Annotated in this window: 22 protein-coding genes; 8 read left to right on the plus strand and 14 right to left on the minus strand. The window is 65.2% G+C overall.

From position 1 onward, the window contains the following. Window position 1 precedes the first annotated feature (1 nt). Together zwf and G3A50_RS09885 are read left to right on the plus strand one after the other, a co-directional pair. On the plus strand, window positions 2-1,540 hold the full coding sequence (gene zwf, locus G3A50_RS09880) for a glucose-6-phosphate dehydrogenase (RefSeq protein WP_163075132.1): 1,539 nt from the start codon (window positions 2-4) through the stop codon (window positions 1,538-1,540). Then, entirely contained in the window at window positions 1,537-2,400 is an 864-nt protein-coding gene (locus G3A50_RS09885) for an HAD family hydrolase (protein ID WP_163075133.1), read from the plus strand. Before zwf ends, G3A50_RS09885 begins: the two co-directional genes overlap by 4 nt. 81 nt (window positions 2,401-2,481) lie before the next feature. Here G3A50_RS09885 and G3A50_RS09890 read toward each other — a convergent pair whose 3' ends face one another. The 5 genes from G3A50_RS09890 to G3A50_RS09910 form a co-directional block, all read right to left on the minus strand. Then, window positions 2,482-3,543 (minus strand): ABC transporter substrate-binding protein, encoded by a 1,062-nt coding sequence (locus tag G3A50_RS09890; protein ID WP_163075134.1) that lies wholly within the window; start codon window positions 3,541-3,543, stop codon window positions 2,482-2,484. Between the two features lie 51 nt (window positions 3,544-3,594). Next, a complete protein-coding gene (locus G3A50_RS09895; RefSeq protein ID WP_163075135.1) occupies window positions 3,595-4,518 on the minus strand; it encodes an alpha/beta hydrolase in 924 nt (307 codons plus the stop codon). 14 nt (window positions 4,519-4,532) lie between these two features. Beyond that, window positions 4,533-5,645: an ABC transporter ATP-binding protein gene (locus G3A50_RS09900; RefSeq protein WP_163075136.1), complete on the minus strand. Its 1,113-nt coding sequence runs from the start codon at window positions 5,643-5,645 to the stop codon at window positions 4,533-4,535. Next, entirely contained in the window at window positions 5,645-7,387 is a 1,743-nt protein-coding gene (locus G3A50_RS09905; protein WP_163075137.1) for an ABC transporter permease, read from the minus strand. The genes G3A50_RS09900 and G3A50_RS09905 overlap by 1 nt, the downstream gene beginning before the upstream one ends. Window positions 7,388-7,470: 83 nt before the next feature. Next, the gene (locus tag G3A50_RS09910) at window positions 7,471-8,331 is read right to left on the minus strand and encodes a fumarylacetoacetate hydrolase family protein (protein WP_163075138.1); all 861 of its coding nucleotides are present in this window, start codon (window positions 8,329-8,331) and stop codon (window positions 7,471-7,473) included. A gap of 171 nt (window positions 8,332-8,502) precedes the next feature. On the opposite strand from G3A50_RS09910, the gene G3A50_RS09915 reads away from it, so the two are divergent. Continuing rightward, window positions 8,503-9,189 (plus strand): FadR/GntR family transcriptional regulator, encoded by a 687-nt coding sequence (locus tag G3A50_RS09915; RefSeq protein ID WP_163075139.1) that lies wholly within the window; start codon window positions 8,503-8,505, stop codon window positions 9,187-9,189. A gap of 17 nt (window positions 9,190-9,206) precedes the next feature. Here the strand turns inward: G3A50_RS09915 and G3A50_RS09920 are convergent, their stop codons facing one another. The 6 genes from G3A50_RS09920 to G3A50_RS09945 form a co-directional block, all read right to left on the minus strand. Continuing rightward, entirely contained in the window at window positions 9,207-11,006 is a 1,800-nt protein-coding gene (locus G3A50_RS09920) for a monovalent cation:proton antiporter-2 (CPA2) family protein (protein WP_246252312.1), read from the minus strand. Between the two features lie 357 nt (window positions 11,007-11,363). Further along, window positions 11,364-11,651, minus strand: a complete 288-nt coding sequence (locus G3A50_RS09925) for a formate dehydrogenase subunit delta (RefSeq protein ID WP_170308634.1) — start codon at window positions 11,649-11,651, stop codon at window positions 11,364-11,366. Beyond that, complete coding sequence (fdhD, locus tag G3A50_RS09930; protein ID WP_163075141.1) at window positions 11,641-12,474, minus strand: formate dehydrogenase accessory sulfurtransferase FdhD; 834 nt, start codon at window positions 12,472-12,474, stop codon at window positions 11,641-11,643. Before fdhD ends, G3A50_RS09925 begins: the two co-directional genes overlap by 11 nt. A gap of 13 nt (window positions 12,475-12,487) precedes the next feature. Next, a complete protein-coding gene (gene fdhF / locus G3A50_RS09935) occupies window positions 12,488-15,343 on the minus strand; it encodes a formate dehydrogenase subunit alpha (RefSeq protein ID WP_163075142.1) in 2,856 nt (951 codons plus the stop codon). A 14-nt stretch (window positions 15,344-15,357) separates the two neighbouring features. After that, window positions 15,358-16,914: a formate dehydrogenase beta subunit gene (locus G3A50_RS09940; RefSeq protein WP_163075143.1), complete on the minus strand. Its 1,557-nt coding sequence runs from the start codon at window positions 16,912-16,914 to the stop codon at window positions 15,358-15,360. Continuing rightward, a complete protein-coding gene (locus tag G3A50_RS09945; protein ID WP_163075144.1) occupies window positions 16,911-17,384 on the minus strand; it encodes a formate dehydrogenase subunit gamma in 474 nt (157 codons plus the stop codon). Before G3A50_RS09945 ends, G3A50_RS09940 begins: the two co-directional genes overlap by 4 nt. A 231-nt stretch (window positions 17,385-17,615) precedes the next feature. Between G3A50_RS09945 and G3A50_RS09950 the strand changes: the two genes are divergently transcribed. From G3A50_RS09950 to G3A50_RS09965, 4 genes are all read left to right on the plus strand, one after another. Further along, window positions 17,616-19,148 (plus strand): YifB family Mg chelatase-like AAA ATPase, encoded by a 1,533-nt coding sequence (locus G3A50_RS09950; RefSeq protein WP_163075145.1) that lies wholly within the window; start codon window positions 17,616-17,618, stop codon window positions 19,146-19,148. 611 nt (window positions 19,149-19,759) lie between these two features. Beyond that, window positions 19,760-20,632 (plus strand): l-ornithine N(alpha)-acyltransferase, encoded by an 873-nt coding sequence (gene olsB / locus G3A50_RS09955; RefSeq protein WP_425483471.1) that lies wholly within the window; start codon window positions 19,760-19,762, stop codon window positions 20,630-20,632. A 141-nt stretch (window positions 20,633-20,773) separates the two neighbouring features. After that, window positions 20,774-21,196 (plus strand): Hsp20 family protein, encoded by a 423-nt coding sequence (locus tag G3A50_RS09960; protein WP_163075147.1) that lies wholly within the window; start codon window positions 20,774-20,776, stop codon window positions 21,194-21,196. A 44-nt stretch (window positions 21,197-21,240) separates the two neighbouring features. After that, window positions 21,241-21,525, plus strand: coding sequence for a BQ00720 family protein (locus G3A50_RS09965; protein ID WP_163075148.1), 285 nt, complete (start codon window positions 21,241-21,243; stop codon window positions 21,523-21,525). Between the two features lie 71 nt (window positions 21,526-21,596). Here the strand turns inward: G3A50_RS09965 and gshB are convergent, their stop codons facing one another. The 3 genes from gshB to rsmI all read right to left on the minus strand — a co-directional run bounded on the left by gshB (window position 21,597) and on the right by rsmI (window position 23,937). Continuing rightward, window positions 21,597-22,541: a glutathione synthase gene (gene gshB, locus G3A50_RS09970; protein ID WP_163075149.1), complete on the minus strand. Its 945-nt coding sequence runs from the start codon at window positions 22,539-22,541 to the stop codon at window positions 21,597-21,599. A gap of 117 nt (window positions 22,542-22,658) precedes the next feature. Further along, window positions 22,659-23,021 (minus strand): YraN family protein, encoded by a 363-nt coding sequence (locus tag G3A50_RS09975; protein WP_246252315.1) that lies wholly within the window; start codon window positions 23,019-23,021, stop codon window positions 22,659-22,661. Continuing rightward, window positions 23,014-23,937 (minus strand): 16S rRNA (cytidine(1402)-2'-O)-methyltransferase, encoded by a 924-nt coding sequence (gene rsmI / locus G3A50_RS09980; protein ID WP_163075150.1) that lies wholly within the window; start codon window positions 23,935-23,937, stop codon window positions 23,014-23,016. The genes G3A50_RS09975 and rsmI overlap by 8 nt, the downstream gene beginning before the upstream one ends. A 207-nt stretch (window positions 23,938-24,144) precedes the next feature. On the opposite strand from rsmI, the gene G3A50_RS09985 reads away from it, so the two are divergent. Next, window positions 24,145-25,383 carry a penicillin-binding protein activator gene (locus tag G3A50_RS09985; protein WP_163075151.1) on the plus strand — a complete coding sequence of 413 codons (1,239 nt, stop codon included), beginning with the start codon at window positions 24,145-24,147 and terminating at the stop codon, window positions 25,381-25,383.

The raw sequence follows: 25,383 nt of genomic DNA on the forward strand, positions 1-25,383 counted from the left end.
CGTGGTCGAGGCCCCCGCAATCCAGGCGGACGCCCCTCCGGCGCCGCCCTGCGCACTCGTGATCTTCGGCGCCTCCGGTGACCTCACCAAGCGCCTGCTGATGCCCTCGCTCTACAATCTCGCGCATGAGGGCGTGCTCGACCCCAATTTCGCGATCATCGGCGTCGATCGCGTCGAGCACACGGACCAGAGCTTTCGCGAGCACCTGACGGACGCGGTGGAGGAACTTGCCGCGAAGAACCACCCGATAGACCGCGAGGTCTGGCAGTGGCTTGTCTCCCGCGCCATCTACATCACGGGTGATTTCGACGGTGCCGGCGCCTATGAACAGCTGAAGGAGCGCCTTGCCAGCCGGCAGACGGACGTCGGCGACGCCAACGCCGTGTTCTATATGGCGGTCACGCCTCGCTTCTTCGCGACGATCGCCGAGCAGCTTGGGGCCGCCGATCTCTTGACCGAAAGCGACACCGCCTTCCGCCGCTTCGTGGTCGAAAAACCCTTCGGCACCGACCTCGCCTCGGCAAAGGCGCTGAATGCGCGCCTGCTCGCCGTGGCCGAGGAAAGCCAGATCTATCGCATGGACCATTTCCTCGGGAAGGAAACCGTGCAGAACGTGATGGCGCTGCGCTTCGGAAATGGCATGTTCGAGCCCATCTGGAGCCGGGAATATGTGGATCACGTCCAGATAACCGCGGCCGAGACCGTGGGGGTCGAGCAACGCGGGCGCTTTTACGACGCGACCGGCGCGTTGCGCGACATGGTGCCCAACCACATGTTCCAGCTCCTCGCCATGGTCGCGATGGAGCCGCCCAATTCCTTCGACGCCGATGCGGTGCGCACCGAGAAATCGAAGGTGATCCAGGCAATCCGCCAGATGCGGCCGGGCGAGGCAGCCACCCATGTGGTGCGCGGCCAGTATCGGGCGGGAGAGGTGCTCGGAAAGCCGGTCGCCGACTACCGCGAAGAGCCCGACGTCTCGCCGGAAAGCCACACCGAAACCTACATCGCCATCAAGTGTATGATCGACAACTGGCGGTGGAACGGAGTGCCGTTCTACATCCGCACCGGCAAGGCGCTCGCCACGCGCCGCACCGAGATCGCGATCCACTTCAAGCGCGCGCCGGGAGTGCTGTTCCGGGAGAATCCTGACTGTACGCTGGCACCAAACGTCCTCGTCATCCACGTCCAGCCGGATGAGGGCATCTCGCTGCGCTTCGCCGCCAAGGTGCCGGGCCGCAAAGTGCGTCTGGCGGAGGTCGACATGGACTTCCGCTACGCCGACTATTTCCAGTCGGCGCCCTCCACCGGTTATGAAACCCTCATCTATGACTGCCTTTCCGGTGATCCGACGCTCTTCCAGCGGGCTGACAACATCGAGGCGGGCTGGGCGGCGGTCGACCCCATTCTCAAGGCTACCGCCGCGGGGATGATCGACGTGCACGGCTACGCTGCCGGGACCAGCGGCCCGACCATGGCGGATGTCCTTCTCGCCCAGGACGGATCACAATGGCTGCCGCTCGAACGGGAACGCCCTCGATGACAGAAGCTCGATCCTCGTCGCAGGCATCTGGCCGCCCGCCGCGGGCGTCGCGTATCTCGCTGATGGTGTCGGATGTGGACGGCACTCTGGTGAATACCGACAAACAGGTGGCACCAGCGACCGTCGAGGCGGTCGCCCGGCTTCATGCGGCGGGCGTCGCCTTCGCGGCGGTCTCAAGCCGCCCACCGCGCGGCATGAAGCTCCTTATCGAGCCACTCAAGCTCGATATCTTCGGCGGCTTCAACGGCTCGTCGATCATGCATGCCGACTTCACGCCGGTGGAACAGCACTTTGTGCCTCTGGATGCCGCCAAGCTCGCGGTGGAGACCATGCGTGCACGGGGTGCGGACATCTGGGTCTTCGCCGACAATGAATGGTACATCGACAATCCGGACAGCCAGTATGTGCCACGCGAGATTCGCACCGTGCAGTTCCAGCCCATAGTGGTGGATGCCTTTGGCGATCATCTGGCCCGCGCCGGCAAGATCGTCGGGTCCTCGTCGGACTTCGACAAGCTCGCGGCGTGCGAGAGCGAGCTTCAGGCCCTTCTCGGCGACACCGCCTCGGCCCGGCGCTCGCAGCACTACTATCTCGATGTCACCGCGCCTGTCGTCGACAAGGGTTATGCCGTGCGTGCCTTCGCCAAATATTTCGGCGTGCCGCTGGACGAGGTCGCCGTTATCGGCGACATGGCGAACGACCTGCCCATGTTCGACAATGCGGGTCTTGCCATCGCCATGGGCAACGCGACCGACGCGGTGAAGGCGCTGGCGGATAAGGTGACAACGACGAACGCCGAGGATGGCGTTGCCCACGCCATCGAGCATTTTGTTCTTCCGCTGGCGATCGGCGCACGCTGAGAGAAGAAGTAAGGTTGCGCGATACGCCCCGCCTCCACGAGGGGTGCGGGGCGCTCGCTCTGCCGCCGTCGACAGACGAGGTCAACGGAAGATATCGTTGAACGAATCCTTGATCTTGGACGCTTGCTTCTCCAGCCCAGCATAATCGACGGGAATGATCGTCAGCTCGGTCACCTTCGGGCCACCCTCGGGCGGCGCGATGTCGGTGCGTGCCGAATAGCCGCCGTCGGCGGGGAAAACCTGCTGCGCCTTGGGGCTGATCATGAACGCGGCAAAAGCCTTTGCCGCATTGGGGTGCGGGCTGCCCTTCACCACCGCCGTCGGCGAGGGAATGACGAAGGTCCCGTCCTTGGGGTAGACGGTCACGATGTCATGACCGCTGTTGCGGTCAGCCGCAGCATAGGAATCCAGGGCGCCAACGGCGATCAACCGCTCGCCGCGCTTGAGGTTGTCCGAGACCTGCTGGTTTCCCTGCACGATCATGATGTCGTTGTCGGCGAGCTTCTTGTAGTAATCCCAGCCGAGCTTCTGCGACAGCGTCCCCACGACCGAGAGCTGTAACGAGGTGAAGGACGGATCCGTCATCACCAGCTGTCCAGCATATTTGGAGTCGGTGAGATCGGTCCATTTCTGCGGACGTTCCGCTTCAGCCACTTTATCGCCGCGCATGTAGATCGTGATCAGGTTCAGCCGCTGGCCGATCCAGTTGCCGTCCGGGTCCTTCGCCTGCTCCGGAATCTTGTCGAAATCGGCCGGCTTGAACGGAACGAACATGCCCTTCTCCGCCATCACATTGGAGGCGGCCGGATCGGACGTCGTGAGCACGTCGGCGGCGACGCGACCCGCTGACTGTTCCTGATGAAAGCGGCGCAGAATGGCCGAACCGCCGGAGCGGAACAGCTCCACCTTGATGCCGGTCTCCTCCTCGAACAGGCGGGCAAGCTTGTTGGCCTGTTCGATCGGGGTCGACGTGTACCAGACTACCGTGCCCTCCTCCTTGGCCCTGGCCATGTCCGCCTCTTCCGCCTGGGCTGGTGAGAGAGCGAAGCCTCCCAGGAAAAGACCGGCGGCGGCGACAAGGCCAAGGACGGCGGATCCTCGCGCCAGGATGCATCGGCGTGTTTCGACACGTTCTGTCGTCATGGAAATTCCTCCCGGAGTATTGGTTCTTTTTCTGTCTTTGCTTGGTCTTATTCAGCCCCGATAGATCGGCTCGGGCTGCGTGAAGAAGGCGTGCAATATGTGCAGCACCAGCATGTAGTTCTTCTGCTGGAACGAGGCGTGCGAAATGCCCGGCATCAGCGCAAACTGCTTGTCCGAATTTGGCAGGCGCTTGAAGAACTCGATCAGGTCCTCGAAGCTGGCGATGCCGTCAAATTCACCGCGCATCACAATGGTCGGCACTGTGATCTTCGCCGGGTCGATGACCGGCAGGTTGGTGCACATGTCGATATAGGTGCCGTTGGGCATTGAATCGTCGAGCGACAGGATCGCGTCAGCGAAAGCCTCGATCACCTTGTCCTCGGCCGTACCGGGATGGTCGCGGTTGAAGATCGAGTAGACGAAGGCCTTGTCGATCGGGCGTCGGCCACCGGGCGGGAAATCGGGCAGCTTCTTGCGGCGGTTTTCCAGCGTGTGGCTACCCTCGCCGGTCCAGACGAAGGCATCGAGTGCGAGCCGCTTGACCCTTTCCGGGTGGCGCTGCGCGAAAGTTGCCGCCCTGAGCGCACCCGAAGAGATGCCGTAGACATAGAGCGGGCCGCAATCGCGGACCTTGAGTATGTAGTCGGTGGCGGCAACGAGATCGTCAGCCCCCTCGGCAATCGTCGCCTGCGTGCCGGGGCGCTTGTCGGAGCGACCGTAGCCGCGCATGTCGACCGTCCAGGTCTCGAAGCCCTTGTCGACGAAGAAGTCCATCGCCGACGAATAGGGACGGCCGGCGACCTGGAGGTCGAAGGTGGGCTGGGAGGCCATGGAGGAGCCATGGACGAACAGGACGGTTCCCGCCGCGGCGGCCCGTTCGGGCGCCTTCTGCCAGAGAAACAGCTCGGTATCGCCGTTATGGGTCCAGTGCTCGCGGCCGGTGAAGGCCGGGTTTAGCGCCGTTGCGCTCTGCATGTGGTGCTCCGTTGTCAATGCTTGACCGCCGGCGTACTCGCCGCGGTTCGGTGGAAGACGTTGCATTCGCCGGCATCGATCGAGACGAAGACCTCGTCATCGACATCGAAGGGCTCAAGCGGGTGCGTCTGGGCGCGCAGCACCGCGCCGGAAGCGAGTTCGAGCCAGTATTCGCTCAGATTGCCGAGGTAGGTGTGTTCCGTTACCTTCGCCGTGAGCTGGTCTGCCCCCTCGCGGACACGGGAGAGCTTCACATTCTCCGGCCGCACGGCAAGGTCCACCGCGTCGCCGGCGTGAAACTCCGCCCCGATCTGCGCCGGCAATTCCTGTCCGTCCACCACCAGCACCGGTGCGCCCCCGGGCCCGCTGCGCAGTTCGCCCGGCACGAAATTCACGATGCCCATGAAGTCGGCCACCACCTTGTTCGCCGGGCGCCGGTACACCTCGTCCGGCGTGCCGAACTGTTGCAGCCTGCCGCCATGCATCACCGCGATCTGGTCGGAAAGGGCGAGCGCTTCGCTCTGGTCGTGGGTGACGTAGACGAAGGTGATCCCGGTCCGGCGCTGGAGTTGCTTCAGCTCCACGCGCATGCGCTCCCTCAGCTTGGCATCGAGGTTCGAGAGCGGTTCGTCGAGCAGCAGGATGCCCGGCTCGACGACGAGGCTGCGCGCCAACGCCACACGCTGTTGCTGGCCGCCCGAGAGTTCATTGGGCAGGCGCGCCTCAAGGCCACCCAGATTCACCAGCGCCAGCGTTTCTTCCACTTTCCGTCGGGCTTCCGCCGCGGGGACCTTCCGAAGCTTGAGCCCGAACACGACATTCTCGAACACGGTCTTGTGGGGCCACACGGCATAGTTCTGGAACACCATACCCATGCCCCGTCGGTCGGGAGGCGCGACGCCCTCCACGGACGAGATGATCCTGTCGTCGACCCGGATGGTGCCGGCATCCGGCGTGACATAGCCGGCTATTAATCTGAGCGTTGTCGTCTTCCCGCAGCCGCTCGGCCCGAGCAGAGTGACGAACTGGTTGTCCCTGATGTCGAGATCGAGGTCCCGCAGCGCGGCCATGCCGCTTTCCTTGCCGCCATAGAACTTCGACAGTCCGGAGATGCGAATGCCTGCCATCAGCCCATAACTCCCGGTCGCGAATTGCCTGAGGTGCCGGTCTTCAAACCAAGCCGGCTGCCGCCGAACCGCCGGGCAATGCCGATGGCGGTGGCGATGATGATCATGTTGACGATGGCGAGAGCGGCCACGGGTTCCGTGTAGCCGGTCTCGTAAAGGTTGTAGACGGCGACGGCGAGCGTGATGGAGGTTGACGAGAACAGCAGGATCGAGGCGCTCAGTTCCTGGATCACTGGCACGAAGACCAACAGCCAGCCGGCGAACAAACCGGGCTTGATCAATGGCAGCGTGATTTCCTTCATCGTGTAGCCCCAGGATGCCCCGAGGATGCGCGCGCTCTCCTCCAGCGAGGGGTCGATCTGGCGAAGGGACGAATTCGCCGCTCGCACGCCGAGCGGAACATAGCGTCCGACATAGGCCAGCAGCAGGATGGCGAAGGTGCCGTACAGGGCGATGGGCATCGCCAGCCAGAACTGCAGCAGCGCCACCGCCATCACGATGCCCGGCAGGCCGAGCGGGATGAGCGAGGCATAGTCGAGCAGCTTGCGTCCCGGCAGCGTGGTGCGCACGTCGATCCACGAAATCATCGCCCCGAGGAACACACATACCGTTGCGGCTATGATGGCCAGACCGAGGCTGTTGATGATGGCGCGGCGGGTGACGTCGTACTCGATGAGCACGAAGCGATAGTTGTCGAAGGTCAGGTTCTGCCAGAAGTCGAGCCCCCAGGACTTGGAGAACGACACGGCGATCAGTGAACCGTAAGGGAGCAGGATCGCCACGATGAAGGTGGCCACGCAGGCGCCGAACAATACCCAGCGCCAGGGTCCGAGGTCCATCAGCTGCGGTCGGGCGCCCTTGCCGGCAAGCGTCACGTAGGAACGCTTGGCGAGGAAGGAACGCTGAAGATACAGCGCGGCCACGGTAATGGCGATGAACAGCAGCGACAGCGCCGAGGCGGTGCCGAACTGGGGCGGATAGTCGAACAGCGAGTAGATGCGGGTCGGCAACGTCACGATACGTCCCGGCAGACCGATGATGGCCTGCGACCCGAACAACGCGATGGCGTTGACGAAAGCCAGCAAGGTGCCCGAGAGCACCGCGGGGGCCACCAGCGGTAAGGTGATCGTCAACGCGGTGCGCAGCTTGCTCGCGCCCAGGATCTGCGCCGCTTCCTCATAGGAGGCGTCGACCGATTGAAGGGCCGAGGAAGCGAGAAGATAGACGAAGGGAAAGGTGTGCAGCACCGTCACGAAGACCAGGCCGCTCATGGTGAAGATGTTGAAGCCGATGTCGAGCCCAAGCACATCCCGCAGGAAAACATTGATCACGCCGGCATTCGGGCTGAACAGGTTGACGAAGGCGATGGCGGTGAGGAAGGGCGGCGAGAGATAGGACAGAGTCGCCGTGAGCTGGATCAGCCCCTTTCCCGGCACATTGGTGCGGCTCACCGCCCAGGCGAGGGGCACTCCGATGACGATGCTGAGAAGTCCCGTCCAGCCGCCAAGTATCAGTGAATTGCCGAGCGCCCGAAGATAGGAGCGTCCCGTCAGGGCCTCCGCGAAGAACTCCGTCGTCAGTGCGCCATCCTGCCAGACACTGGCGAGGACGAGCGACAGCACGGGCAGGACGACCAGAACCACGAGCGCGGCGATCGCCGCTCCGATAACGATGTTCTCAAGACGCAACCAGCCCGGCAACCCGCGCGCACGGACCGGCGATGCGATGGTGATGATAGCCATTTTTCCTCCCAGAGCCGGCGCATTTTTTGCGGTGCGCTTCAGCCATCAGACGGTGCCGCGCCCTTGGCGTGGGCGCGGCCATGTCAGGCGAACGGGTTGCTCAGCGTGCCGAGCCCGGTGATCGACATCGTCACGTTGTCCCCCGGCTTCAGGAATTTCGGCGGGCTGAACCCGAGGCCCACGCCGGCCGGCGTGCCGGTCGCGATCAGGTCTCCAGGTTCCAGCGTCGTGCCGGCGGAAATGGTCTCGATAAGTCCGGGAATGTCGAAGATCAGATCGCGCGTATTGGCGTCCTGCCTGAGTTCACCATTCACCCAGGTTCGCACCTGCAGGTTCTCCGCATCGACCTCGTCGGCGGTGGTTATCCAGGGCCCCATCGGGCAGAAGGTATCGAGCGACTTTCCCAGAAACCATTGGCGGTGGTTCTTCTGCCGGTCGCGCGCCGTCACGTCGTTGATGATGGTATAGCCCCAGATGTGGTCGAACGCGTCCGCGCGGGCGATGTCCCGACCTCCCTTGCCGATGACGATTGTGAGCTCGACCTCATAGTCGACGGCGCTTGTCACCTTGGGATGCGTATCAACCGTCGCGCCAGGGCCAACAACACAGGTCGCGGGCTTGGTGAACACCGCCGGGTAGTCGTCGATTTCGGCGCCCTTCACCGCGCCGGCCTCGTAGCCGGAACTGGCGAACTCCCTCGCATGGTCCCGATAGTTCTTGCCAACGCAAAAGATGTTGCGGCGCGGATGGGGAATCGGTGCGAGCAGTTCCACCTCCGACAGATTCATCCCGCTGCCGTTCAGATGGATGCCTGGAGAAATTTCGTCGAAGCGACGAATGAGGTCGACCATGTCGATGGCATCGACCGGATGGATCCGCTCCGCCGCGCTGTCCACGACTCCGACGAGCGTTCGCCCGGCATGCCGAAAGGTTCCGAATTTCATGTCCTGGCCTTGATTGGTTTACCAATTTGAACCATTATAGCGACATTGGTTCGCCTGATGTCAACGGCACGTCGTCAGAAAGTCGAGTAGAAATACAGTAAGCATTGGCACTACAGCTTTACGACGACGCAGAAATTGGTATACCAAATACCTCATATCAAGCGAGGTGCCATGGATCGGGTTATCATCGATCGCAAGCCGACACTCCTGGTTCAGGAGTTTCTGAACGGAGCGATCAATTCGGGGGCTTACGCTCCCGGTGCGAAACTGCCCACGGAACGCGCCATAGCCGAAGAGCTTGGCGTGCCGCGTTCGTCCGTGCGCGACGTGTTGTCGGTGCTTGAGTCGCAGGGCCGCGTCGTGCGGATCATCGGCAGCGGAACGTATGTCGCGAAGGCGGAGCCCACGACGCAGGCTTCCGCGTCACCGACCGCCGGCGATGCCAGCCCCACGGAGATCATGGCGGCGCGGTTAATCGTCGAGCCGCGACTGGCGCAACTCGTCGTGCTGAATGCAAAGGCGGCCGATTTCGAGCGAATGGAAGAGTGCAACCGCCACGCAGAGGCCGCCGATGATTTCGAGGCATTCGAGCACTGGGACGCGGCGCTGCATCAGGCCATTGCCGAAGCCACTCACAACCCGCTGATGGTCGCCATCTACGGCACCATCACCAGCGCACGGGAGTTCGCGGAATGGGGCGAGTTGAAGCGGCTCAGCATCACGCCGGAACGCCGTGACGCCTATCGGCTCGAACATCGGGAGATCGTCGCGGCTCTGCGCGCGCGCGACGCGCGGCTCGCCGAGGCCGCCTTGACGCGCCATCTGCTGCGCGTGCGCCGTAACCTTCTGGGCGAATGAACCTGCCCCTGAAGAGGCTAGCCTGAGAACTCGGTCTCGCGCTTGAGAGCGTCCTCGGCCTCCGGATTGAGCGGATGAGCCGCCCGATCGGGCGTGATCAACGGCTCGGGTTCCACGCCAGCGCTCTGGGTGGCAGCGTCGAGCCCTCCGACCTGCTGGAGCATCAGGCGCTCGAGATCGCGCGCACGCACATCCGTCACGGTCGCCCGCGCGGCATCGGCGTCGACGCCGCTCGCCTTGAGCGTCGCCTCGCCGAAGGCAAGCGCGGATTCGAAGGTCTCGCGAATCTCGAAATCGATCCCCCGCGCACGCAGGGCCAGGGTGTGGGTCCGGTCGTAGGCGCGCACATAGAGTTGGGCGCCAGGAACGTTGGCCTGCAGGATATCCACGATGCGGTCCGCCGTTTCCCGGCGGTCGACGCAGACAGCAATGACCCGCGCGCGTTCGGCGCCCGCTGCGCGCAGCACTTCGAGACGCGTTCCATCGCCATAGTAGATGCGGAACCCGAACCGGCCGGCGTTCTGGATCATCTCGACATCGTTGTCGATGATCGTCACCTCCAGGCCGCGGGCCAGCAGGCATTGGGATGCGATCTGGCCAAAACGCCCAAAGCCAACCAGGAGCACCGAACCGTGGGCATCGCTGAAGTCCTCGTCCGGCGCTGTCGACACGGCGGACTGCTCCAGCCGACGCGCAAGCCGTTCACCCACGAGCGCGATTGGCGGCCCCAGGAGCATCGTCATGCCGGCACAGGCCGCCAACATGTCGCTTTGGCGCGAGGTGATAATCCCAAGCCCCAAGGCGAGCGGGAACAGCACGAATGAAAACTCGCCCGCCGGCGTGAGCACCGAAGCGGAACGCACGGCGTCGGCTCGCGTGCCTTCGGAAACACGGAAGACCGCCCATACCGATACGGCCTTGACCAAAGTCACCAGCAGGGTGCCGACAATCAGCAGCCATGCATTGGCAAGCACCACGTCGAGATTCATCGACATGCCGACGCCCATGAAGAACAGCGCGACCAGCAACCCGCGAAACGCTTCGACATTCGCCTCCAGCTCATGGCGAAAGCTCGATTCGGAGAGCATGACCCCGGCGAGGAAGGCACCCATCGCCATCGACATGCCGACCGACGCCATCAGCGCCCCCGCGCCGAGCACCACCAGCAGGGCGGCGGCCGTCATCACTTCGCGGGCGCCGCTGCGGGCCAGCACCTGGAAGAGCGGGGTCAGCATGTAGCGTCCGGCGAGGATCACGGCACTGACCGCGGCAACGATGATGGCCACATGACTGAGCGCCTGCTCGAAGGTCTGCTCCTCATGCGTGCCCGGCGCGATGAGCGGCATCAGTGCGATCAGCGGCACTACCGCCATATCCTGGAACAGCAGCACCGCGAAAGCCCTCTGCCCGTACGGCATCGACAGCCCGCCCTTCTCCTCGAGGAGCTGGAGAGCGATCGACGTCGCGGACAAGGAGAGGGCGAGGCCGGCCACGAGAGCGGCGCCCCAGTCGAAACTCTGGCCGGCATAGTGGGTCAGTGCCGCGATGGCCGCCCCGGTAAAGAGCAGCTGCGCGAGGCCCATGCCGAAGATCGCCCGCCTCAGGGCAAGCAGGCGCGAGAGCTGAAGTTCAAGACCGATGATGAAGAGCAGCAGCACCACGCCGATTTCCGCGACGGTGATGATACGCTCGGGATCGTGGAAGACACCGATACCCGAAGGCCCTATAGCCACGCCGGCAAGGAGATAGCCAACGATCGGCGAAAGACCGAGACGGCGCGCTACCGGAACGGCCACCACGGCCGTCACCAGAAACACCAACGCGCCTATCAGGAAACCTTGCCCGTCACCATGCATGGACCACCGTGCCTTCGACCCGACGCGTCAAAATACCATTCCAAGCTATAGGAAGGCATCCTGCTTCGGGATGGCAGAACCGTGGTTCTTTCGCGACCGCACGGTTTCTGGTCCAGAACGGATAAGCCCCGCCAGACGGCGCGGGCCTCAAGGCCAGCAAGCACTTCTCCACGGGCCGATAAAACGCGTCAACACCTACGAAATGACGCGCCTGGTCAACCTCGTTCGCCCGTCGGAACAGAGAGCCGCCTCACCCTGCGCGATGACCCGGCTCAATGCCGGCGGCGGGCGAGCGACGTCACGCCCGCAACGCCCGGATCAGTGATGGACGGCCGTGGGCCCCGGCGGGTTAAGCGTCGGCTTCGGTGCGGGAATGGTGTCGCGGCTCACCGGCGGAAGCGTCTTCAGCGCCTCGAAAACGACCGGCGCCAGCCCCTCGCCACCGGTGGCCAGATGGTCCTCCATGCGGGCCCGCATCCGCGGATCCCAGAAGTCCTTGACGTGCTTGGCGACGCCCTTCAGGGCCTTCTCATGACCCTGCGGCTCAAAGAACTTGCCGATCTGGTTCGCCATATAGACGAGCCGTTCCATCGTATTAGCCGACATGGGCGATCAACTCCCTCTCTGCCCCGCCGAACTCTATGCGATGGGGATGCGTGAACACTTCAAATCCGTCGTCGCGGGCAATCGCCGCCAGCGTGATGCCCGCCGCCTCAGCCGTGCGAACGGCGAGAGCGGTGGGCGCCGAAACCGCCACAAGCACAGCAGCGCCGAGCATCGCGGTCTTCTGCACCATTTCAATCGACACCCGACTGGTCAGCAGCACCATGCCCCCAGCCGCATCCTCCCCCGTGCGGGTGAGGTGCCCGACAAGCTTGTCGAGCGCATTGTGCCGGCCAACATCCTCGCGCACCGCCACCAGCCCGTCCGCCGGGTTCCAGAAGGCGGCCGCATGAACGGCTCGCGTCTCATGGTTCAGCCGCTGGGCGGGTGGCAGGGACGCTATGGCCTGGGCAATGTCGGATACCGAGAAACGCCGCCCCTCCGGCACCGCCCTCGCCGGCTTCACCGCCAGTTCAAGACTCTCGACACCGCACAAACCGCAACCCGTGGGCCCCGCAATCTGACGGCGGCGCGCGACCATCTGGCTGGCGCGGGTCTCGTTGAGCCAAAGGCGAACCTCGACCCCCGCGTCAAACTCCAGTGTCTCGATGGAATCGACCTCGGAAAGAGCCCCGATCACGCCTTCGGTCAGGCTGAAGCCATAGCCGAAATCCTCAAGATCCGCGGGAGTCGCCATCATCACGGCATAGGTGGAGCCGTTATGGACGATGGCGACCGGCGTTTCCTCGGGGATCGCACGCTCGCCCGGACGCACCTCACCCGACTTGCAGGCGAGACGCGGAACCCGGACGACCGGCGCAATCATGACAGCCTTCCGCTCACTCCGCCGCAACCGCAATACGGCGGCTCTGGCGGGCAAAGGCGTCATAGTCCTCCTGCCACTCGGACGGACCGTTCGAGCGCGATATCTGCACCGCGGTGACCTTGAACTCCGGGCAATTGGTCGCCCAATCGGAGAAGTCGGTGGTCACCACGTTGGCCTGCGTGCCGGGGTGATGGAACGTGGTGTACACCACACCCGGAGCCACCCGGTCGGTGATCTGCGTGCGCAGCGTCGTCGAACCGGCGCGGCTGTCGATCCGCACCCAGTCGCCGTCGCGCACGCCGCGCTGTTCGGCATCGTGGGGATGGATCTCCAGCACATCTTCCGGGTGCCAGGCCACATTCGCCGTGCGGCGGGTCTGCGCGCCGACATTGTAGTGGCTGAGGATCCGGCCGGTGGTGAGCAGCAGCGGGAAGCGCCCGCCGGTACGCTCGTCGGTCGGCACGTATTCGGTGACGACGAACTTGCCCTTGCCGCGCGCGAACCCGTTGATGTGCATGATCGGCATGCCCTCGGGATTGGCGTCGTTGCAGGGCCACTGCACCGAACCCATCTCATCGAGCTTCTTGAACGACACACCGGCAAAGGTCGGCGTCAGGGCTGCGATCTCGTCCATGATCTGGGACGGATGGGTGTAGTTCCAATCCAACCCGATCGCCTGCGCCAGCATCTGGGTCACTTCCCAGTCGCCATAGCCGTTCTTGGGCGCCATCACCTTGCGCACCAGCTGAATGCGCCGTTCCGCGTTGGTGAAGGTGCCGTCCTTCTCGAGGAAGGTGCAGCCCGGCAGGAAGACATGGGCGTAGTTGGCGGTCTCGTTCAGGAACAGGTCCTGCACGATCACCAGCTCCATCGCCGCCAGGCCGGAGGCCACATGGTGCGTGTCCGGGTCGGACTGCAGAATGTCCTCGCCCTGGATGTAGATCGCCTTGAACGTACCGTCGACGGCCGCATCCAGCATATTCGGAATACGAAGGCCGGGCTCGGCATCCAGCGGACGTCCCCACATCGCCTCGAAAGTGGCGCGGGTGGCATCGTCGGAGATATGGCGATAGCCGGGAAGCTCGTGCGGGAACGAGCCCATGTCGCACGAACCCTGGACGTTGTTCTGACCGCGCAGCGGGTTCACGCCGACGCCGCGACGACCGATATTGCCGGTCGCCATGGCGAGGTTGGCGATGGCCATGACCGTGGTCGAGCCCTGCGAGTGCTCGGTGACGCCAAGGCCGTAATAGATCGCCGCATTGCCACCGGTAGCGTACAGCCGGGCCGCGCCACGGATGAGAGCGGCCGGAACGCCGGACAGCTTCTCGACCTCTTCGGGCGAATGACGCTTGTCAGCCACGAACTCGGCCCAGTCCTGGAACTCGTCCCAGTCGCAGAACTGGCGGACATATTCCTCATTCACCAGGCCTTCGGTGACCACGACATGGGCCAGCGCGGTGACGATGGCGACGTTGGTGCCCGGCTGCAGCGGCAGGTGGTAGTCCGCCTCGATATGCGCCGAACGCACGAGATCGATGCGGCGCGGATCGACCACGATCAGCTTCGCGCCCTCGCGCAGACGCTTCTTCATGCGCGAACCGAACACCGGATGTCCGTCGGTCGGGTTGGCACCGATGATCAGGATGACGTCCGTATCCTCGACCGAATCGAAATCCTGCGTGCCCGCCGAGGTACCAAAGGCCTGGTTGAGGCCGTAGCCGGTCGGCGAATGGCAGACGCGGGCGCAGGTGTCGACATTGTTGGTGCCGAAGCCCGCGCGGATGATCTTCTGGACGAGATAGGCTTCCTCGTTGGTGCAGCGCGAGGAGGTGATGCCGCCGACCGACTTGCGGCCATAGGTGTCCTGAATGCGCTTCAGCTCGGACGCCGTGTGCGCGATGGCCTCTTCCCAGGTGACTTCACGCCACGGGTCGGTGACCTTCTCGCGAATCATCGGGTTCATGATGCGATCCTGGTGGGTCGCATAGCCCCAGGCGAATCGGCCCTTCACGCAGGAATGGCCGCGATTGGCCTTGCCGTCCTTCCACGGCACCATGCGCACGACTTCCTCGCCACGCATCTCCGCCTTGAAGGTACAGCCGACGCCGCAATAGGCACAGGTGGTGACGACCGAATGCTCGGGCGTGCCGATCTCGATCAGACGCTTCTCGGACAGGGTCGCAGTGGGGCAGGCCTGCACGCAGGCGCCGCACGACACACACTCGGAGGTGAGGAAGGCTTCCGACTGGCCCGGCGACACGCGCGAATCGAAGCCGCGGCCGGAGATCGTCAGGGCGAAAGTACCCTGCACCTCTTCACAGGCACGCACGCAGCGATTGCAAACGATGCACTTGGCGGGGTCGTAGGTGAAGTAGGGGTTGGACTCGTCCTTCGGCATGGTGAGCTCGGAGGAGGGAGCGAAATGGTTCGCACCTTCCATTCCGTAGCGCACTTCGCGCAGGCCGACAGCGCCGGCCATGTCCTGCAATTCGCAGTCGCCATTGGCGGCGCAGGTCAGGCAGTCCAGCGGATGGTCGGAAATGTACAGCTCCATCACACCCTTGCGAAGCTGGGCGAGACGGGTGGTCTGGGTGTGCACCTTCATGCCCGGCGCGACCGGGGTGGTGCAGGAGGCAGGCGTGCCGTTGCGGCCTTCGATCTCGACGAGACAGAGACGGCAGGAGCCGAACGCCTCGATCGAGTCGGTGGCGCAGAGCTTGGGGATCTGCGTCCCCATCTCCATCGCGGCGCGCATGATCGATGTGCCTTCGCGCACCGACACTTCCATACCATCGATGGTGAGGGTCACCATCTTCTCCGTCTTGGGAGCGGGCGTACCGTAATCGATCTCATGGACGAGGGACATGAGTTGCGTCCTCCTCATTCGGCGGCTTCGAGGCGCGGCGGAGCGCCGAATTCCTCGGGGAAATGGTTCAGAGCGCTCAGCACCGGATACGGGGTAAACCCGCCAAGGGCGCAAAGAGATCCAAGCTTCATCGTCTGGCAGAGGTCGGTCAGCGTCGCGAGATTGGCCTCGACCCGCTCGCCGGCCATGATGCGGTCCATCAATTCGACGCCCCGCGTCGAGCCGATGCGGCACGGTGTGCACTTGCCGCAGCTCTCCACGGAGCAGAACTCCATGGCGAAGCGCGCCATCTTCGGCATGTCCGCGGTCTCATCGAACACGACGATGCCGCCATGCCCGATCAGCGCATCCTTGGCCGCGAATGCCTCATAGTCGAACGGCAGGTCGAACTGCCAGGTCGGGACATAAGCGCCAAGCGGACCACCGACCTGCGCCGCCTTCACCGGCTTGCCGCTCGCGGTGCCGCCACCGATATCGTTGATGAGCTCGCCCAGCGGGATACCGAAGGCGGTCTCGAACAGGCCGCCATATCTCACATTGCCGGCGATCTGGATCGGCATGGTGCCGCGCGAACGGCCCATGCCGAAATTGGCATACTTCTCGCCGCCATCAGCCAAGATGTGCGGCACAGCGGTCAGCGAGAGCACGTTGTTGATCACGGTCGGCTTCTGGAACAGACCCTTATGGGCAGGCAGCGGCGGCTTGGCGCGCACCGTGCCCCGCTTGCCTTCGAGACTGTCGAGAAGGGCGGTTTCCTCACCGCAGACATAGGCGCCCGCGCCCATGCGCACTTCCATGTCGAAGCTGTACGCGGAACCGGCAATATTGACGCCGAGCATGCCGTGCGCCCGCGCCACTTCAATGGCCTTCTCCATCGCCGCGATGGCGTGGGGATATTCCGAGCGCGTGTAGACGTAACCCTTGGTGGCGCCTACCGCGATGCCGGCAATGGTCATGCCCTCGATCAGTTCGAAGGGGTCGCCTTCCATGATCATGCGGTCGGCGAAGGTGCCGCTGTCGCCTTCGTCGGCATTGCAGACGATGTATTTGCGGTCGCCCTGGGCGTCCGCGACCGTCTTCCACTTGATTGCGGTCGGAAAGCCCGCGCCGCCGCGTCCGCGAAGGCCGGATTTCTTCACTTCCTCGATGATCTCGGCCGGTCCGAGCGCCAGCGCGCGCTCAAGACCCTTGTAGCCGCCCATAGCGACATAATCGCTGTAGGAGGCCGGATCGATAATACCGCAGCGCGCGAAGGTCAGACGCGTCTGCTTCGCGAGGAAGGGATGCTCCTCGGGCTTGCCGATCCGCAGCGCATGCGCGCCGCCGGCCAGAAAACCGGCCTCGAACAGCCCCTCGACATCGGCTTCTTCCACCGGGCCATAGGCGATGCGACCCTCTGGGGTCACCACCTCGACCATCGGCTCCAGCCACAGCATGCCGCGCGAGCCATTGCGCACGATCTCGACGGGCTCACGGCGCGCGAGCGCCGCAGCCTGGATCGCCGCAACCACATCATCGGCACCACACGCGATCGCGCAGGCGTCCTTGGGAACATAGATCCGAATGCTCACGACTGAGCCTCCGCGATAAGAGTATCCAGGCGGCGCTCGTTCAGCCGGGCCACGATCTTGCCATCCAGCATGGCCGAGGGCGCCGTGGCGCACAGGCCCAGGCAATAGATCGGCTCGACGGTGACCCGCCCGTCCGCCGTGGTCTCGCCGAGCTTGCAGCCCAGCTTGTGTTCGGCATGCTCGGCCAGCGCGTCGCCGCCGGCGGCCTGGCAGGCCTCGGCACGGCAGATCTTGAGCACGTGGCGACCCGCGGGCTCATGCCGGAAATCATGGTAGAACGTCACGACGCCATGAACCTCGGCGCGCGAAATGTTCAGATGCTCGGCCAGCATCGGCACGATGGCATCCGGCACGTGACCGAACGTCTCCTGAATGGCGTGGAGCATGGGCATGAGGGGCCCCTCGAGGTGCGCAAACTCCGCAATAACGGTGCGGGCGCGCTCTTCGCTCCAGGGTTCGTAATGCGGCATTTCTCCCAGGCCTTCTTTTAGAATTTTCCAAAGGTAAGGATCGTATGTCCTTGGAATAAAATCAATTCGGGTGTTCCGTACCTCGATAGAATTCTTCTATCGTCAAGGAGGAAGCGCCGTCTCGGTCGCGTTGCCCACAATGTTCTCTAATTGTTCTTGACGCGCGGCGCTAAGCCCTTAATCATCCGTGGCAATGGCGGTCTGGGACGGGTTGGGGCGAGGGGGGCGACCATGGTCCAGCGAGTGGCGACGGTGGCGTTCGAGGGGGTCGAGACGCGGCCGGTCGATGTTCAGATTCAGGTGAGCCCGGGCCTTCCCGCCTTCAATCTCGTCGGCCTAGCCGACAAAGCGGTCACGGAGGCCAAGGAGAGGGTGCGCGCCGCACTCATCGCCTCCGGCCTTGCGCTGCCGGCCAAGCGGATCACGGTCAATCTGGCTCCTGCCGACCTTCCCAAGGAAGGCAGCCATTATGATCTGCCGATCGCCCTTGGCCTGATGGCCGCAATCGGCGCGATCGCCTCCGATGCGCTCGACGGGTACACCGTGGTGGGCGAACTCGCGCTGGATGGGCGAATTGCGCCCGTCGCCGGCGTTCTACCCGCCGCAATGGGAGCCAATGCGCGCGGTAACGGTCTCATCTGCCCGGCGGCCTGCGGTCCGGAAGCCGCGTGGGCAAGCCCGGACATGCCGGTGCTGGCACCTCTGTCGCTGATCCAGCTGGTCAATCACTTCGCCGGGCGTCAGCTATTGTCCCGCCCCGAGCCGAGGCTCGACCCGGGCAACAGGACGCTCCCGGATCTGTGCGAGGTGAAGGGACAGGAAACGGCGAAGCGGGCGCTGGAGATCGCCGCCGCCGGCCGCCACAACCTGCTTCTCTGCGGCCCTCCGGGCGCCGGCAAGTCGATGATGGCCCAGCGCCTTCCGTCCATCCTGCCCCCGCTCGCCCCGTCCGAGCTTCTTGAAGTCTCGATGATCGCTTCGGTCGCCGGGGCGCTCCAGGGCGGCGCTCTTACCAATCGTCGCCCGTTCCGCGCGCCTCATCACTCGGCGAGCATGGCGGCAATGGTGGGCGGGGGCATGCGCGCGCGGCCCGGCGAGGTTTCGCTCGCCCATAGCGGCGTGCTCTTTCTGGACGAGCTTCCGGAATTCGCCCCGGCGGTGCTGGATTCGCTGCGCCAGCCGCTGGAGACCGGCGAGGCGGTCATCGCCCGGGCCAACCACCGCATCACCTATCCCGCGCGCTTCCAGCTCATCGCCGCGATGAACCCCTGTCGCTGCGGCCGGGCCGGCGAGCCGGGCTATAGCTGCCGGCGGGGACCACGCTGTGCGAACGACTATCAGGAGCGGCTCTCTGGGCCCTTCCTCGACCGGATCGACCTCCATCTCGACGTGCCGGCGGTCTCGGCCGTCGATCTGGTGCGGCCCGAACCCGCGGAGCCGAGTGCCGCCGTGGCGGCGCGGGTGATCGCGGCGCGGCAGGCCCAGCGCGCGCGTTTCCTGGCGCTGGACCGGCCCGATCTCTTCACCAATGCCGAGGCCGGCGGGCCGATCCTTGAGACGGTCGCTTCGCCCGATGTCGCCGGCACGGCCTTGTTGGCCGATGCGGCGCGCCTGATGCGGCTGTCCGCGCGCGGCTATCATCGCGTTCTCAGGGTGGCGCGCACGCTGGCCGACCTCGCCGGCGCCGAATCGGTCGGGCGCCCTCATATTGCCGAAGCGCTTGCCTATCGCTCCGCCGCTGACCGTTCCGCCGCCGCGGCCTGACGCCGGCTCGCCACGCGGGGGGTCAGCAGCGCCTGCTCTCCGCAGCTCCAGCGGCTCCCGGACGTCGGACCTTCAGGGACCGAACTCCGCCACCCGTCGAGCCCTCCGCCTTTGCAGGGCGCAAAATAACGGGGCGGAACTGCAGGCTTGCGGTGCGTGGGACAGCGGCGGGTCGAATCGCTGCAGAAACGATCCTTCGCCATCGCTCGTCCCGTGCCGCCGCCCCTCGCTGGGCCCCGGCGCATTGGCCTATCTCACGGAAATGGCCACTGGGTGTCGCGTGCCGATCGAGGAGCATCCGGACAATTGATCCGCCATCCGGCTGGTTGGCGATGGCGCCGCAGACGGATCTGTCACATACGCGTCCGACAAATATGATTCCTGTCACAGATCGCTATAGTATGACGAGGGTCAGGGACCGGGTCATGACGCAGATGCTCGCCGACGGGAATGTCGAGAATGCGCCGTCCACCGTCACCACCGCTTTGCGACAGATGTTCAAGGCGGGAGGATTTGCCCCCGCATTGCTGAAATCACTGAGCCCGCCGCATGAGGGGGGCGGCCAGACGCCGCTCCGGCTGGTACCTGCGGCGCTGACCCCCTCGCGCTTCATGCCGGCGCTCCGCTCCTATTCCGGCTTGCGCCACCGCGAGAGCCGTCTCGATCCGGGTCCCGTCACGCTGGGCCGTATCGGCGCGCTCGAGGTGCGGCTCGCCACGACAGCGGCCGATGTGCGCCGGGCCCAGCGCCTGCGCTACGAAGTATTCTATGAAGAGATGTCGGCCATTCCCGCCGCCGCGGCGCGCCTTGCCCGTCGCGACTTCGACCACTTCGACACCATCTGTGATCACCTTCTCGTGCTCGATCACGATGATTGCCGCCTCGTGCGTGGTCGGCGGGTGCCGAGGGTCGTTGGCACCTACCGGCTGCTGCGCCAGGAAATCGCCATGCGCCATGGCGGCTTCTATACGGCCAGCGAGTTCGACATCGCGCCGCTCCTCGCCCGTCACCCGCACCGGCGTTTCCTGGAGCTTGGCCGCTCCTGCGTGCTGCGTCCCTACCGGACGAAGCGCACAGTCGAGCTACTCTGGCATGGCATCTGGGCCTATGTGCGCCGCCACGGCGTCGACGTGATGTTCGGCTGTGCGAGCCTTGAGGGCACGGATACCGCCGTCCTCGCGCGCCCGCTCGCCTTCCTGCACCACTTCGCGCCGGCGGAAGCTGAATGGTCCGCGCAGGCCCTGCCCGGCAACGCCGCCACCCTGGATCTCCTTGAGGCCGACACCATTGACGCCAAGGCGGCCCTCAACGAACTCCCCCCCCTCATCAAGGGTTATCTGCGCCTCGGCGCGCAGATCGGACGTGGCGCGGTCGTTGACCGGCAGTTCGGGACCACGGACGTGCTGATCGTGCTGCCGGTCGAACGCATCCATCCGCGCTATCTCGACCATTTCGGCGTCAACGCCGAGCGTCACGCGGCCTGAGCCAACCCCACCCGCTTCCCGGAACGGTCTCGCACGGCGCGATCTTGCGCACGCTCGTGCCCTCGCCCATATGCTGCTGCAACGGAATGCCCTTCGGGGGTTCCACCCTGCAAAGTCGCTTCAGACGAGGACTTTGGGACCATGTCGCGTATTCCCTCGTTGTCGAGCCCGTTTCTGCTTGGCTTTGACGAGGTCGAGCGGGCGCTCGACCGCGTCATGAAAGGTTCGGACGGCTACCCGCCCTACAATGTCGAGCGGGTGTCGATACCGGACCAGCCGGACAGGCTCCGCATCACTCTTGCCGTCGCCGGGTTCACCCGCGACCAGCTTGATGTGACGCTGGAGGAGAAGGAACTCGTCATCCGGGGCCGGCAATTCGACGAGACCGATCGTATCTATCTTCATCGCGGCATAGCGGCACGCCAGTTCCAGCGCACCTTTGTGCTGGCCGATGGCATGCGCGTGATGGGCGCGGATCTGAAGAACGGTCTCCTCTCGGTTGATCTGGTACGTCCTGAACCGGAACGCGTCGTCCGGCGTATCACCATAGCGACCGACGAATAGATCCCGAAGCCGATCTCGACAGCGAGAGTTCAAGGAGTCGGACCATGACCAACGATCTTGAGATCAACACCGAAGTTCCCGGCGCAGCCCTCGCCGAAGCCCTTTCGCCCGAGGCCTTCGCCAATCTCGGCGGCGGACACATTGCCTATGTGCGCGCGATCGATTCCCAGGCGGCGGCGGAGCTGTTCCCGCAGGCGCGCCTGGCGCCGGGCCTGAAGCTGTTCACGCTGCACGCCGCGGACGGCACGCCGATGATGCTGACCGACAGCCGCGAGGCGGCCATCGCCAACGCGATGCAGAACGAACTGGTGACGCTGAGCGTGCACTGACGCTCTACCCGGCACCACGATACGAGAGGCACCGTCCCGCATCCCGGGACGGTGCCTCTTTCGTTTGGGGGTCAGGCTTTGCGCTTCGCCTCGATCGTGTCCCACACCCGCGCCGCGATGTCCGGCCCGCCAAGGCGGCGGATGGCGCGAATGCCAGTCGGGGCGGTCACGTTGATCTCGGTGAGGAAGCCGCCGATCACGTCGATGCCGGTCAAGAGCAGACCGCGCGCGCGCAGCGCCGGGCCGAGCCGCTCGCAGATCTCCCGCTCGCGCGGGGTGAGATCGGTTTCCCGGGCCGCGCCGCCGCGCACCATATTGGAGCGCAGGTCGCCCTCGCTCGGCACCCGGTTCACCGCGCCGGCAAAGACACCGTCGACCAGGATGATGCGCTTGTCGCCGTCGCGCACGTCGGGAAGGAAACGCTGCACCACCCAGGGCTCACGGAACACGGTGGAGAACAGGTCGTAGAGCGAGCCGAAATTGAGATCGTCGCGGGTGAGACGGAACACCGAGGCCCCGCCATGGCCATAGAGCGGCTTGACCACGATGTCGCCGTGCTCCTCGCGGAAGGCCTTGATCTCGTCGAGGTCGCGGGTGATCAGCGTCGGCGGCATCAGGTCGGGAAATTCGGTGACGAAGATCTTCTCGGGCGCGTTGCGGACATGAGCGGGATCGTTCACCACCAGCGTTTTGGGATGCACGCGCTCCAGCAGATGCGTCGCGGTGATGTAGTTGAGGTCGAAAGGCGGATCCTGCCGCATCAGGATCACGTCGAAGCTGTCGAGCCGCACGCGCTCGCGCGGGCCCAGCGTGAAATGGTCGCCCTTCACGTCGCGCACTTCCACCGGCTCGACCGTGGCGAACACCTCGCCGTCGCGCATGGCGAGGCGATCGGGCGTGTAGAAGGAAAGCCGGTGGCCGCGCGCCTGCGCTTCCAGCATCAGGGCGAAGCCGGAATCGCCGGCGATGTTGATGCGCTCGATCGGGTCCGTCTGGATGGCGACATTGAGGGTCATGGGAATTCCGTCTCGGCGGAGGGCTCGGCCAGCGGAACGAACGCCGGCGCGGAAGCGAGGGTTTCAGCCCTCATGTAGTCGCTCCCGCGGGCGCGCGCCACTACGGCGGCACCGTGCTCATTCCGCCTCGAACGCGCCGGGCATATGCACGGGCACGCGACCGGGCGCGACCAGCACCACGTCGAGCCGCATGTCCATGCCGGCATAGTCGGGATGGCCGGCAAGAAACACCTCGGCCGCCCCTATGATCCGCTTGCGCTGGCGCGGCGAAATCGATTCGGCGGCCGCCGTCAGGCTGGCACGCGCCTTCACCTCGACGAAGATCAGCAGTTCCGACGTGCGGGCGATGAGGTCGATCTCCCCGCGCGCGGTGCGCACGCGCGTGGCGATCACCGTGAAGCCCTTGGCCTCCAAAAGCCGCGCCGCGCGTGCTTCGGCATCGACGCCGCGCGTAAAGGCGGCGCGCCGGGCCTCAGTCATCGCCGCCCCGGCCATCCTCATCGTTTTGCAAGGCCAGCGCGCGGGCATAAACGACGCGCTTGGGCACCCCCATTGCAGCCGCCACGGCACCCGCCGCATCCTTGACCGATAAGGTTGCGAGCGCGCGGCGCAAGGCCGCGTCGACATCCTTCTCGCCGGCTTCACCTTCCTGCGGCGCTCCCACGACGAGAACGATCTCGCCCTTGGGCGGCCCCACTTCGGCGTAATGTGCCGCCAGCAGGTCAAGCGGACCGCGCCGCACTTCCTCGAAGGTCTTGGTCAGCTCCCGGCACACCGCAGCCGGGCGCCCGCCCAGCACTTCGGCCAGGTCGGCCAGGCATTCGGGAAGCCGTGGTCCGGTTTCATAGACGACAAGTGTCGCCGGCAGGCTCTTAAGCTCGGCAATGCGGTTTCGCCGCGCGCCGCTCTTCACCGGAAGAAACCCTTCGAAGAAGAAGCGATCCGTGGGCAGCCCGGCCGACACCAGAGCCGCCAAACTAGCCGAGGCACCCGGTAGTGGCACCACCCGGTGCCCGGCCTCGATCGCCGCACCCACAAGCTTGTATCCGGGATCGGAGACCAGCGGCGTACCGGCATCCGACACCAGCGCCAGCACGGCCCCCTCCGCCAGGCGGGCCAGCAGGCGCGGGCGCACATGCTCCGCGTTGTGGTCGTGATAGACCTTCAAAGGCGTTTCGATGCCGTAACGATCCAGCAAACGCCTTGTCACCCGCGTATCCTCGCAGATGATGAGGTCTGCCCCGGCAAGCGTCGCCAGCGCGCGCAGCGTCACATCACCGAGGTTGCCGATCGGCGTCGCGACGACATAGAGGCCCGCCTCGGGTCGTGCCGCGACGATCTCTTGAGTGCCGATGCGGAAATGGCGGGGGCGGTCAGTGGATTCGGAAGCGTTCATGCGCTGGCATGTTAGAGCCAGAGGCGTGCGCCGTCATGCCCGCTGTCCCGATCGGCGGCGCTATTGGCGGCGGAACGCGTGGATATGTAGGCATTTTGATCGCACCTCCCCGGTGGTGACGTGACAGGACAGGCTGCTGCGGCCTAAAAGAACGGATGCGGCCCCCATAGGGGTGGACGCAACGGGGGTTCGCGAGCGCACCAGGCAATGAGCGAAGACGAGCATCCGGCTTCAAAGCGGCCCACTGGGCCGATCTTCGCCAGCGCCTCTCGCCGCGCCTTTCTGGTCATGGCGGGCGCGGCGACACTCGGCGCCTGCAGCTCGATGCCTGATTCGCCCCCGCCGCAGGCCTCGCTTCCCATCGACCCGCAGCCGGAAATGCCGCAGCAGCCCGCCAATTCGATCGGCACGGGCACGGTTCGGATCGGCCTGCTGCTTCCGCTTGGTGCCAGCGGCAACGCGGCAATCGCTGCGCAGTCGCTGCGCAATGCCGCCGAAATGGCGATGTCGGAGTTCACCGGCGCCAACATCCAGCTGCTGGTCAAGGACGATGGCGGCACCGCGCCCGGCGCACAGGCGGCCGCGCAGCAGGCGATCGACGAGGGCGCTCGAGCCATCATCGGTCCTGTCTTTGCCCACACCGTTGCCGCCGCTGGCCAGGTGGCGCGCCAGCGCGGGATTCCCCTGGTCGGATTTTCCACCGACACCAATGTGGCGGCCCAGGGCGTCTATCTGCTCAGCTTCCTGCCGCAGACCGATGTCGAGCGCGCGATCCGCTACGCCGCCTCGCGAGGGCGCCGCGGCTTCGTGGGCATCGTCCCGAACAACGCCTATGGCTCGGTCGTCGAGGCCGCCTTCCGGGAAACCGTGCCGGTCGCCGGCGGGCGGGTTCTGGGCCTGGAACGCTACGACACCGGCAGCGCGGCGAAATATGCCGAGGCCGCGCAGCGGGCCGCCGCTTCCGCGCAGCAGGCCGATGCGATTTTCCTGCCCGACGCGGCGGACGCGGTGCCCCAGCTGGTACAGGCGCTGGCCGCAGCAGGTGTGAACATGTCGGGGAAACAGCTCATCGGCACGGGGTTGTGGGACGACAAGAGGTTGTTCGCGTCCCCCGCCGTCGCGGGTGGCATCTTCGCCGCACCCGACCCGGCCGGCTTCCGGTCGTTTTCCGAGCGCTACCGCGCCCGTTTCGGCAAGGAACCCGTGCGCACGGCCACACTGGCCCATGACGGCGTGTCGCTCATGGCGGCGCTGGTCAATGCCGGTGGCGAGACGGGCATCACCGACGCCGCGATCCAGAATCCGTCGGGATTCATCGGCGTCGACGGCATCTTCCGCTTCCGCCCCGACGGCACCAACCAGCGCGGGCTCGCGATCATGCAGATCGGCAACGGCGCGTCGCAGATCATCGATCCCGCCCCGCGCAGCTTCGCGCAGGGCATGTGA

This window comes from Ancylobacter pratisalsi (genome assembly GCF_010669125.1).
Classification (GTDB): Bacteria; Pseudomonadota; Alphaproteobacteria; order Rhizobiales; family Xanthobacteraceae; genus Ancylobacter; species Ancylobacter pratisalsi.

Excerpts from the sequence above, each read along its gene's own strand:
- olsB (WP_425483471.1), top strand. The coding sequence starts at position 19,760 with ATGCCGGCGCTCCGCTCCTATTCCGGCTTGCGCCACCGCGAGAGCCGT.
- G3A50_RS09925 (WP_170308634.1), bottom strand. The coding sequence starts at position 11,651 with ATGTCGGCTAATACGATGGAACGGCTCGTCTATATGGCGAACCAGATC.
- G3A50_RS09945 (WP_163075144.1), bottom strand. The coding sequence starts at position 17,384 with ATGCCGCATTACGAACCCTGGAGCGAAGAGCGCGCCCGCACCGTTATT.
- G3A50_RS09950 (WP_163075145.1), top strand. The coding sequence starts at position 17,616 with ATGGTCCAGCGAGTGGCGACGGTGGCGTTCGAGGGGGTCGAGACGCGG.
- G3A50_RS09960 (WP_163075147.1), top strand. The coding sequence starts at position 20,774 with ATGTCGCGTATTCCCTCGTTGTCGAGCCCGTTTCTGCTTGGCTTTGAC.
- G3A50_RS09890 (WP_163075134.1), bottom strand. The coding sequence starts at position 3,543 with ATGACGACAGAACGTGTCGAAACACGCCGATGCATCCTGGCGCGAGGA.
- gshB (WP_163075149.1), bottom strand. The coding sequence starts at position 22,541 with ATGACCCTCAATGTCGCCATCCAGACGGACCCGATCGAGCGCATCAAC.
- G3A50_RS09915 (WP_163075139.1), top strand. The coding sequence starts at position 8,503 with ATGGATCGGGTTATCATCGATCGCAAGCCGACACTCCTGGTTCAGGAG.
- G3A50_RS09900 (WP_163075136.1), bottom strand. The coding sequence starts at position 5,645 with ATGGCAGGCATTCGCATCTCCGGACTGTCGAAGTTCTATGGCGGCAAG.
- G3A50_RS09985 (WP_163075151.1), top strand. The coding sequence starts at position 24,145 with ATGAGCGAAGACGAGCATCCGGCTTCAAAGCGGCCCACTGGGCCGATC.
- G3A50_RS09910 (WP_163075138.1), bottom strand. The coding sequence starts at position 8,331 with ATGAAATTCGGAACCTTTCGGCATGCCGGGCGAACGCTCGTCGGAGTC.
- G3A50_RS09895 (WP_163075135.1), bottom strand. The coding sequence starts at position 4,518 with ATGCAGAGCGCAACGGCGCTAAACCCGGCCTTCACCGGCCGCGAGCAC.
- G3A50_RS09905 (WP_163075137.1), bottom strand. The coding sequence starts at position 7,387 with ATGGCTATCATCACCATCGCATCGCCGGTCCGTGCGCGCGGGTTGCCG.
- rsmI (WP_163075150.1), bottom strand. The coding sequence starts at position 23,937 with ATGAACGCTTCCGAATCCACTGACCGCCCCCGCCATTTCCGCATCGGC.
- G3A50_RS09885 (WP_163075133.1), top strand. The coding sequence starts at position 1,537 with ATGACAGAAGCTCGATCCTCGTCGCAGGCATCTGGCCGCCCGCCGCGG.
- fdhD (WP_163075141.1), bottom strand. The coding sequence starts at position 12,474 with ATGATTGCGCCGGTCGTCCGGGTTCCGCGTCTCGCCTGCAAGTCGGGT.
- G3A50_RS09965 (WP_163075148.1), top strand. The coding sequence starts at position 21,241 with ATGACCAACGATCTTGAGATCAACACCGAAGTTCCCGGCGCAGCCCTC.
- fdhF (WP_163075142.1), bottom strand. The coding sequence starts at position 15,343 with ATGTCCCTCGTCCATGAGATCGATTACGGTACGCCCGCTCCCAAGACG.
- G3A50_RS09975 (WP_246252315.1), bottom strand. The coding sequence starts at position 23,021 with ATGACTGAGGCCCGGCGCGCCGCCTTTACGCGCGGCGTCGATGCCGAA.